Annotated in this window: 9 protein-coding genes; 1 reads left to right on the top strand and 8 read right to left on the bottom strand. The window is 30.1% G+C overall.

Annotated elements, in window-relative coordinates; genetic code table 11:
* Positions 1 to 553 (bottom strand): choice-of-anchor J domain-containing protein (locus AACZ53_RS12645; RefSeq protein WP_339839072.1); only part of this gene is annotated, 553 nt, incomplete at its 3' end.
* Between the two features lie 117 nt (positions 554 to 670).
* Here AACZ53_RS12645 and hflX point away from each other — a divergent pair.
* Positions 671 to 1,900 (top strand): GTPase HflX, encoded by a 1,230-nt coding sequence (gene hflX, locus AACZ53_RS12640; RefSeq protein ID WP_339839069.1) that lies wholly within the window; start codon positions 671 to 673, stop codon positions 1,898 to 1,900.
* Between the two features lie 53 nt (positions 1,901 to 1,953).
* Here hflX and AACZ53_RS12635 read toward each other — a convergent pair whose 3' ends face one another.
* The 7 genes from AACZ53_RS12635 to AACZ53_RS12605 all read right to left on the bottom strand — a co-directional run bounded on the left by AACZ53_RS12635 (position 1,954) and on the right by AACZ53_RS12605 (position 7,843).
* Positions 1,954 to 2,841: a DUF3078 domain-containing protein gene (locus AACZ53_RS12635; protein ID WP_339839066.1), complete on the bottom strand. Its 888-nt coding sequence runs from the start codon at positions 2,839 to 2,841 to the stop codon at positions 1,954 to 1,956.
* Positions 2,842 to 2,930: 89 nt separating this feature from the next.
* Positions 2,931 to 3,440, bottom strand: a complete 510-nt coding sequence (locus AACZ53_RS12630; RefSeq protein WP_339839063.1) for a DUF2480 family protein — start codon at positions 3,438 to 3,440, stop codon at positions 2,931 to 2,933.
* A 2-nt stretch (positions 3,441 to 3,442) separates the two neighbouring features.
* On the bottom strand, positions 3,443 to 5,278 hold the full coding sequence (locus AACZ53_RS12625; RefSeq protein ID WP_339839061.1) for an ABC transporter ATP-binding protein: 1,836 nt from the start codon (positions 5,276 to 5,278) through the stop codon (positions 3,443 to 3,445).
* 75 nt (positions 5,279 to 5,353) lie between these two features.
* The gene (locus tag AACZ53_RS12620; protein WP_026717206.1) at positions 5,354 to 5,677 is read right to left on the bottom strand and encodes an SUF system Fe-S cluster assembly protein; all 324 of its coding nucleotides are present in this window, start codon (positions 5,675 to 5,677) and stop codon (positions 5,354 to 5,356) included.
* Between the two features lie 48 nt (positions 5,678 to 5,725).
* On the bottom strand, positions 5,726 to 6,151 hold the full coding sequence (locus AACZ53_RS12615) for a SufE family protein (RefSeq protein WP_026717204.1): 426 nt from the start codon (positions 6,149 to 6,151) through the stop codon (positions 5,726 to 5,728).
* Between the two features lie 5 nt (positions 6,152 to 6,156).
* Entirely contained in the window at positions 6,157 to 6,579 is a 423-nt protein-coding gene (locus AACZ53_RS12610; protein ID WP_339839057.1) for a hypothetical protein, read from the bottom strand.
* A 43-nt stretch (positions 6,580 to 6,622) separates the two neighbouring features.
* Positions 6,623 to 7,843, bottom strand: coding sequence for a cysteine desulfurase (locus tag AACZ53_RS12605; protein ID WP_339839054.1), 1,221 nt, complete (start codon positions 7,841 to 7,843; stop codon positions 6,623 to 6,625).
* Positions 7,844 to 8,037: the final 194 nt, after the last annotated feature.

Here is an 8,037-nt window from a genome sequence, read left to right as displayed (position 1 = left end):
CATCAACAATCCAACGGTCACCATTATCATTTGTCATTACAAAGGCAACATATACTGGTTGTCCAATGTATGTTGCTGGAAATTGAACTACTTTTTCTTCACAAACATCATAAACAGCATTCAATTCTGTTTCATTCCATGTTTGTATAGTTGTAAATGTACCTGCATTTGTCTGAGAAGCAGTTGATACACGTATAGTGTAAATACTTCCAAAATTAGCTGCTAAAGTTTGTTTTGTAGAAAAATGCAATTGACCATTAGTTGGTATGGTTACTTGAGGAGTTACTAACCAGTCTTCTGCAAAAGTTCCATCTGTAACATTCTCTTTATTTAAGTAAGCAGAACGCCCATTACAAGAATTTGGTGCTGGAATAACTCCCCAAGATTGAGCAGTTCCTATTCCGTTGTCAAAAATTTTCCAGTTTCCTGAAGCCAAGGCCCAGTTACCTGCGGTAGGCAATGCCGTTCCTTCAAAGTTTTCTGTAAGAGCTTGTGAAAAGCCATAACATGAAAAGAACAGCATTACAATTAATAGCGTAATTTTTTTCATCATTTATTGTTTGTTTGGTTTGATTTATGTCCAAAAGTAATTATTATTTTGAAAACTAAAAGGTTTTTATTAACATTTTATGTTAAATTTGTTGAAAAATAATTCAACTTGCTAGAGAATATGATAGAAAAAGAGATAATAAATTTTGAGAAAACAATAATAGTTGGAATTGTAACACAAAACCAAGACGAAGAAAAGTTAAAAGAATATCTTGATGAACTTGAGTTTTTAACATTTACTGCTGGTGGTGAGGTAATTAAGCGATTTTCTCAGAAAATGGACAAACCTAACCCAAAGACTTTTGTTGGAACAGGAAAACTTGAAGAAATTGCTAGTTATATAAAAGAAAATGATATTTCGACCGTTATTTTTGATGATGAATTAACACCTTCTCAACAAAAAAACATTACTAAGATATTCGACATCAAAGTATTAGATAGAACTAATCTAATTTTAGATATATTTGCACAGCGTGCTCAAACTTCATATGCCAGAACTCAAGTAGAACTTGCTCAATGTATATATTTATTACCTAGACTTTCTGGAATGTGGACTCACTTAGAAAGACAACGAGGTGGAATTGGAATGCGTGGACCTGGAGAAACGGAAATTGAAACTGATAGACGTATTGTAAGAGATAGAATTGCTTTGTTGAAAGACAAAATTAAAGCTATCGACAAACAAATGGCTACGCAAAGAGGTAATCGTGGTGCAATGGTACGAGTTGCATTAGTTGGTTATACGAATGTTGGAAAATCCACATTAATGAATGCTGTAGGTAAAAGTGATGTCTTTGTAGAAAATAAATTATTTGCAACGCTTGATACAACTGTTAGAAAAACTGTAATTAAAAATTTGCCTTTTTTATTGTCTGATACCGTTGGATTTATCAGAAAACTTCCTACACAATTAATCGATTCTTTTAAAAGCACTCTAGATGAAGTTCGTGAAGCTGATTTATTATTACACGTAGTGGATATTTCACATCCTGAATTTGAGCAACATATTGAATCTGTAAATCAAATTTTAAAAGATATAAAAAGTGATGACAAACAAATAATTATGGTTTTCAATAAAATTGATGCTTATAAACCTGTTTATTTAGCTGAAGATGACTTGGTAACTGAAAGAGAACCAAAACATTATTCTTTAGAAGAATGGAAAAAAACTTGGATGAATAACGTTGGAACAGAAAATGCTTTGTTTATTTCAGCAACTGATAAAACAAATTTTGAAGAATTTAGAGAAAAAGTATATGAGGCAGTAAGAGAAATTCATATAACCAGATTTCCATATAATAAGTTTTTATATCCTGAATATAGTGAAGCAATCGATAAAGATGAAGAATAAAAAAAGTCCCAAGTTTTAAACTTGGGACTTTTTTTATAAATAATTCTGATGTATTAGAAACCATAATTAATACCTAGGCCAATATTTTGACGTGTTTGAAAACCTCTAAAGGCATTGTCATCATAAATAGTTTGGAATGTAAAGTTAGTAGATAAATATTTATTGATTGTCATTACAATATTTAATTGGTAATCTAAATCAACATTTTGTGGGTCTTCTAAATAGTTTGAATATAAATTTAAAATGTTTTCAAATGAAACATTTGCCATTATATTAAATTTATAATAACCACTTAAAGCAGCACCAAACTCATATCTTGAAGTATCTCCTTGCTCAACTCCAAAAGAAGAACCTAATTGAGTAAAATGATCATGAACAATAATTAATTTTGAAGTTGCTGGCGCAATATTAAATTTTAAATTATCGCTTTTTTTCCACATCATACCCGGTCCAAATTGAAAATAAGCTGGAGAAAAGAAATGTGAAATTTTTGTAGTTTGTGTATCAGGATCTAAACCTGTATCCATTTGTGTTTTAAAATTGAAAAATGCTGAATAATACCAAAGTCCCGCAGCTTTTTTTCCTAACAATGAATTGAATTGTAATCGATCGTCTGATTTTTGTAAATCTGCATCTTTTAATTTTGTGATACCATAACCAGCCATTAATTTGTTATCCCAAGACCAATCACCTTTTTTGTAATTGAAATCATAGTTAACTAAAACGTTCCCAGAAAGACTACTTTGTCCACCAGCTAACCAGTTGTTGAATGTAGATTGATTTCCGATAAGTGAAAAGGTTCCTGATTTTACCCAACCGTCAGGTTTATCTTCTCCAACTTTTGCAGCTGCTTCTTCTGTTTTTTTTAGATTTTCTTTCTCACTATCTTGTGCAAATCCAATTGAAGAAACTAATAATAAACTTAGTAGTATTTTTTTCATTTTATTTAATTTTGAAATGCAAAGATAATACTTGACATACTATAAGCCAATTTTTCTTGTACAAGTACAATTTTAATCGATAAAAAACACTATTTAACCGATTTAAACAAAGGAACTGCCGAACAAGCCTCACCAAACATTACACTTTTTGCATAAGGCATAATTTTTTGAATAGCTAAAACATAAGCTTCCTGTGGAACCGGTTTATTTGAACAACCTTTTAAGATAACAGGTTTTTTATCGTAAATTGAAAAATCAATTTGGTTTAATGTCTCTTGATAAAGGTTTAAAAGTAAATCCTTTTTATTTCCAGAAACAACTTTTAATGCATGAGGTTGAAGGTAAACTGAAACTAGAGCAAAAGTCCAAGCAGGTAAAATAGCATCTGTCGAACAATAAATTGAAACATAAGTATCTTTATATTGCAACCAATCGTAATTCTTTAAGGATTCTCTAAAGTCTTTTTCTTTTAATATAAAACCTTCTACTAACCATTGCGAAACATCAATAGAATGAATTTGTTGCTTTGGAAAATAATCTTCTAAATCAAAGACTTCCAAAACACTATTCGCTACTTTATTTATTATTTCTTTTTCCATGTTTATTGATATCCTTCTGCTTGAAGTGTGAATAATTGTGCATATAACCTTTTATTTGCCATTAACTCTTCGTGTGTTCCAGATTCTAAAATTGTTCCTTCTTGTAAAACTATAATCCTATCTGCTTGACGAACTGTACTAAATCGGTGTGAAATTATAACACTAGTTTTATTTTTAATTAAATGAATAAATCGTTCAAAAACTTCGCTTTCTGCTTTTGCATCTAAAGCTGATGTTGGTTCGTCTAAAATCATGACTTCAGCATTTTTCATGTAAGCTCTTGCTAAAGCAATTTTTTGCCATTGACCACCAGACAATTCTTGCCCTTTTACGAATCGTTTTCCTAATTGTTGCTCATAACCATTGGTTAGTTCTGAAACTACTTCATCCGCAAGACTTAATTCTGCAGCTTTTTCAATTCGTGCTTGATTTTCGATTTCGTCAATTTTACCGATCGCTATGTTTTCTTTTACTGTGAATTCATACCTGAAAAAATCTTGAAACAAAACACCAAAATAAGCTTGATATTCGCTTTTGTTGTATCGATTTATATTTATTCCGTCTAGTAAAATCTCACCAGAAGTGGGTTCATAAAAACGAAGTAATAATTTAGTTAACGTTGTTTTACCTGCACCATTTTGTCCTACAAAAGCTATTTTTTCACCTGCTTTTATTGAAAAACTTACATCTTTTAAAATTTGATTTTCCGATTCTGGATAAGCAAAGAAAACATTTTTAAATTCAAATCCTTTTTGAATCACTTTTGGTAAAGGAATATCTTCAGCTGTTTTTGGTACAATCGAAATATCAATAAAATCAAAATAGTCTTTCAAGTATAATGAACTTTCAGAAATACGAGTAAATTTAGAGAAAAAATCTTGCAAACTTTTCATCAATCGGTTAAAACTTCCCGAAAGGAAAGTCAATTCACCTAAAGTAATCACACCCGATAAAACGCGATAAATGATAAAAACATAAGCTGCATAATAACTTATGGAACCTAATAAATTAAACAAAAAACCATAACTTGAACGTTTTATAACTAATGTTTTATTCAAGTTAAAATATTTAGTTGCTAGATTTTTAAAGCGATTTACAACAAAATTGGTTAATCCAAAAAGCTTGATTTCTTTGGCAGTTTTGTCATTTGCACCTATAAATCTTAAGTAATCTAATTCTCTTCTTTCTGCTGTCCAACTTCTTGCTAATGAATATTGTTGTTGACTAAAACGAACTTCATTAATAAAAGATGGAATAATACTTAAAACTAAAAGAATAATCAGGTAAGGTTCAAAATAAATTAAACCTGCTACTAATGTTATAATTGAAATTGTGTTTTGAGCTTGACCAAGAACATTTGACATTAAGTCAACTCTTCCCATAGTTTGGGTTCTTGCTCTTTCTAGTTTGTCGTAAAATTCAGAATTTTCTAGAAGACTAATATCAACTTCATTTGTCTTTTCAATAATTTTAACTGAAGTATTGATGTTGTATTGATCTCCTAAAATTCCGTCAGTCAATGAAATAGCTCTGCTCATTAAATCGGAAAGAACCACTAAAATAAATTCTAATAAAACGTATTTCCAAAGTTCTGAAAAGTCTTTTTCACCTTGCGATGTAATTCTTATAATTTCATCAATAATGATTTTTCCAACCCAAAGAATTACAACAGGTAATAAAGCTGCAATTAACCTACAAAATGTAGAAATTAAAAACAGCTTTTTATTAGTTCTCCAAATTTCTTTGAAAAAACGAGGTATAAAAGTAAGTGAATTAAAAGAATCTTTTAATCCAATTTTCTTAGTATCTTTTAGTGATTTTGGTTGAAAACGAGCCATTTTTTAGTGTTCAGTGTTCAGGTTTTAGTGTTCAGTAGTTAGCTTAAACTGCCAACTGAATACAGCCAACTAATTTTAAAGCATTCCTAATTCTAATTTAGCTTCTTCGCTCATTAAATCTTTACTCCATGGTGGATCGAAAGTAATTTCTACTTCACATGATTTAACTACGTCAATAGATTTTACTTTTTCTTCCACTTCAAGTGGTAAAGTTTCTGCTACTGGACAATTTGGCGAAGTTAATGTCATTAAAATTTTAACATCATTATCTTCGTTTATCATCACATCATAAATTAAACCTAATTCGTAAATATCCACAGGAATTTCTGGATCATAAATTGATTTTAATGTTTTTACTACGTCTTCACCTAGGTTTACTGTGTCTTTATATTCTTCCATTTTATGCTGAATTTATTTCAGTATCTTATTGTTTAAATACCGTAATTATTAATTTGATTGCTTAGCTTGAAATGCCAAAGCATACATTTTTATTTGTTTTATCATCGAAACTAAGCCATTAGCTCTTGTTGGAGATAAATGTTCTTTTAACCCAATTTCGTCTATAAAAGCTGTGTTAGCTTCTAAAATAGCCTCCGGTTTTTGGTTTGAAAAAGCACGAATTAGAATGGCTATTATTCCTTTGGTTAGAATAGCATCACTATCTGCTGTAAAAACAATATTCTCACCCTGTTCTTCTCCGTGAACCCAAACTTTAGACTGACAACCTTTGATAATATTATCTTCGGTTTTATATTTTTCCTCAATTAATGGTAATGATTTTCCAAGTTCAATGATGTATTCATAACGTTGCATCCAATCTTCAAACATGGAGAATTCATCTACTATTTCGTCTTGTATTTCTTTAATTTGCATGCTTTTTATTTCTTTTCTGATAATTTTAAAATCGTATCAACCAAATCTTTAATTTGATTTGGTGGAATTGTATGGTCAAAACCTAAAGTTGAATAAACTACATCATCCTTAGTAATTGTTAAATTTGCAGGAGGCTTTCCATCATAGTAACGTTCTTGAGTTGGACCTTCTAATTTATTGTAGGTAGTTAAATCTACTTTATTAAATAAATCAGCTATTAATTTCCATTCTGCATCTGTTAATTTAACCTCATGAGCTTTTTCATCTCTTGAATTAGTAACAAAAAACGTTTTGTTCTCAATAGTTATTGTTTTATGATAGCCTCTACTGTTGGCATCATAAACCATTTTTACTTTTTCTAAATCTTTATATTCAGAACATCCTTTAGCAAGGAAAATACTCAAAAAAATCGTAAGTAATAGTTTCATGTTTTTAGATTTTATTTATTAGAAGACATATATGTTATTGCTTTTAAGACAACATCATTTTAGCTTTTTTAACAGCTTCTACAAAGATATCAATTTCTTCTTTGGTATTGTAAAAAGCAAAACTTGCTCTTATTGTACCTGGAATTTTATAGAAATCCATAATAGGCTGAGCACAATGGTGCCCGGTTCGTACTGCTATACCTAATTTATCTATAATCGTGCCAATATCATAAGGATGTATTCCGTCTACGTTAAAAGAGATTACAGATGCTTTTTTAGACAAGTCGTTTGGGCCATAAATAGTTACACCTTCGATTTCTTTTATTTTTTCCGTTCCATAGACTAATAATTCATGCTCATAAACTGCAATATCATCAAATCCTATTGAATTCATGTAATCAATTGCAGTTCCGAAAGCTATTCCACCAGAAATATTTGGTGTTCCTGCTTCAAACTTATGAGGTAAATCTGCGTAAGTTGTTTTTTCGAAAGTAACTGTTGCTATCATTTCTCCACCTCCTTTATAAGGAGGTAATTTTCTTAACCATTCTTCTTTGCCATATAGTATTCCAATACCTGTTGGTCCGCACATTTTATGAGCTGAAGTCACATAAAAATCAACATTTAACGCCTGAACATCTGGTTTTAAATGTGGGCATGCTTGTGCTCCATCAATTAAGACTGCTGCACCAACATTATGTGCTTTTTCGATGATTTCTTCAATTGGATTTAAAGTTCCTAATGCATTTGAAATATGATTACAAAGCACCAATTTTGTTTTGGTTGAAAGTAATTTATCATATTCTTCCATAATCAATTCTCCTTGAATATTCATTGGAATCACTTTAAGAATTGCTCCTGTTTTTTCACAAAGCATTTGCCAAGGGACAATATTACTATGATGTTCTAAAGCCGAAACAATAATTTCATCTCCTTTTTGAAGAATTGATTCAAAGCCATTTGCCACTAAATTAATACTTTCGGTTGTTCCTGAAGTAAAAATTATTTCATAAGATTCTTTGGCATTAAAATGATTTTGAATCTTTAAACGTGCTTTTTCGTAAGCATCTGTAGCCAATTGACTTAAAGTATGTACACCACGATGAATATTAGCATTATATCTTGAATAATAATCAACTATTGCATCAATTACTATTTGCGGTTTTTGTGAAGTGGCTCCATTATCAAAATAAACCAGAGGTTTTCCATTAACTTTTTGTGAAAGAATAGGAAATTGAGCACGTATTTTTTGGATGTCTAACATTTCAAAATTATTTGAGTACAAATTTACAACATCATTATTTAAAATTAGAATAAATAAAGGTTAAAAATACAGCACCTAAACTTAACATTTGTTCATGCTTCATATTTAATAAACAAAAAAGGTTACTCAATTGAGTAACCCTTTTTTTAATCGTATTATTTAAAGTTCATTATCTTTTTAATGAAAAGTGAGCT

Source organism: uncultured Flavobacterium sp. (genome assembly GCF_963975005.1).
Taxonomy (GTDB): Bacteria; Bacteroidota; Bacteroidia; order Flavobacteriales; family Flavobacteriaceae; genus Flavobacterium.
This window is presented reverse-complemented; position numbering and strand designations above follow the sequence as displayed.